The organism is Paenibacillus xylanexedens (genome assembly GCF_017874615.1).
In the GTDB taxonomy this organism is placed as follows: Bacteria; Bacillota; Bacilli; order Paenibacillales; family Paenibacillaceae; genus Paenibacillus; species Paenibacillus xylanexedens.
The window spans coordinates 1-1769 of the sequence record NZ_JAGIKV010000050.1; the positions used below are offsets into that span (position 1 = coordinate 1).

At 48.1% G+C, this 1769-nt stretch carries 1 protein-coding gene; it reads right to left on the reverse strand.

Features of this window, described 5'->3' with window-relative positions; genetic code table 11:
* Nucleotides 1-84: 84 nt before the first annotated feature.
* Entirely contained in the window at nucleotides 85-1644 is a 1560-nt protein-coding gene (locus tag J2Z28_RS30925; protein WP_211085771.1) for an IS1182 family transposase, read from the reverse strand.
* Nucleotides 1645-1769 lie beyond the last annotated feature (125 nt).

Here is a 1769-nt window from a genome sequence, read left to right on the forward strand (position 1 = left end):
AAAGGGGCTGTCTCAAAAGCCCTGAAAAGCGTATCGGCAAAAAGAAATAACACTCATAGGTTCAAAAAAGGACAAAGCAGAGGTTTATCCTGCTTTGTCCTTTTTGCGTTTTTCCGTCATTGCGGCTTTTTTAAGCAGATTGTGGGCAAGGCAAAGCCACCCGACCTCCAGGCTTACTTTTTGCAAGCCGCGAAGCAGGAATCTTCGGAATCCCCGGTTGTTTTTGATTTGTCCAAATACACTCTCTGGCTCCGTCATGCGCTGAACAGAAAGGGTGTATCCTTCCTCGCTGCGCAGTCGTTCCCGCATCTCGTTTTTTTGCCGCATATAGGTCAGACTGATCGCGATCTCCCGATTGCCTTTGGCTTTGGTGCATGTTGCTTTCAGAGGACATGTACTACAATCTTCACTTCGATAATGGCGGGTACGAATCGTGTAACCACTTTCCGTGACCGTCTCGCTTTCGTACCGAAAATGTAACGTCTTCCCAGCCGCGCAGGTCCATGTATCTTCCGATTCGTTATAGCTCCAGTTGTCCACCTTGCCAATCGCTTGCTTCCACGCCCTGGTTTTCTCCTTGTGGTACGTCCCATATTTGACGATTGCCTGGATGTTTTGCTCTTCGAAATAGCTGTAATTCTCTTCACTTCCATATCCTGCATCCGCAATGACGGTCTTCGGTCTTTTGCCGAGCGTTTCTTCGAAATGATCGAGATGGGGCTTCAGACATTTCGTGTCTGTGGGTCGCTGGTGCACCGTGTAACCCAAAACAAACTGGTTTTCCGTTCCAATCTGCACATTGTACCCTGGCTTCAATTGGCCATTTCGCATATGATCTTCTTTCATTCGCATGAACGTTGCGTCTGGATCGGTTTTGCTATAGCTATTCCGCTCCCCTGCGGTTTGAATCTGGTGCTCATACTTTTGCAGCCGCGGTAGCAAGTCTTTGCGTAACTGGCGTACGGCTTTCTTTACGATTTTGTTTTTCGGTTTTTCTTGTAAAGATTCCTCCAGTTGCTCAACGGCTTTTTCCAGCTTTTCTGCCGTGAGTGCAGAAGCTTCTCCGAGCTCAGGGAGGTCTGTACCCGCATGGAGCGCATCTTCTTCACTTTCAGCCGCTTCGATGGTTTGGAACAGGGTATGTACTTTTTCTTGCAGCTTGGCCTGGTACTTGACGACAGCCTTTTTCCAGACAAAGGTGTACCGATTCGCATTCGCCTCAAGCTTGGTTCCGTCCAGAAAGTAGTGATCCATGGACACGTATTGCTCCTGAACCAGCAGTGCCAGCACATGGGTAAACACCGTTTCCAGTACCTCTTTCATCCGCTCGGAACGGAAGCGATTGATGGTCCGAAAATCCGGTTGTTGCCGCCCAGCGAGCCACATGAACATGATATTTTCGCGAACAGCCTTGGCGATTTGCCGGGATGAATAGATGCGTTGGGTGTAGGCGTAGATGATGATTTTGGTGAGCATTTTGGGATGATAACTATGACGCCCCCCGCCAGGATACGCCGAGTTGAAAACGGAATCGCTCAGGCGATTGATTGCGTCATTTACAACACGAACGAGGTGGTTTTCGGGGATATCTGTCTCCAAATCCATTGGCAAGAAAAGTTGATCCATGGTATATTGAATGTACAAAAGAAGCCCTCCTTAGAAATGGTTGCTCGACACTTCCATTTTACCAAGGAAAGGCTTCTTTTTGTTTTACAATTTGGAAAACAGGTCTGTCCCTAGCCATTTTTATGACTTATGGGACAGCCCCT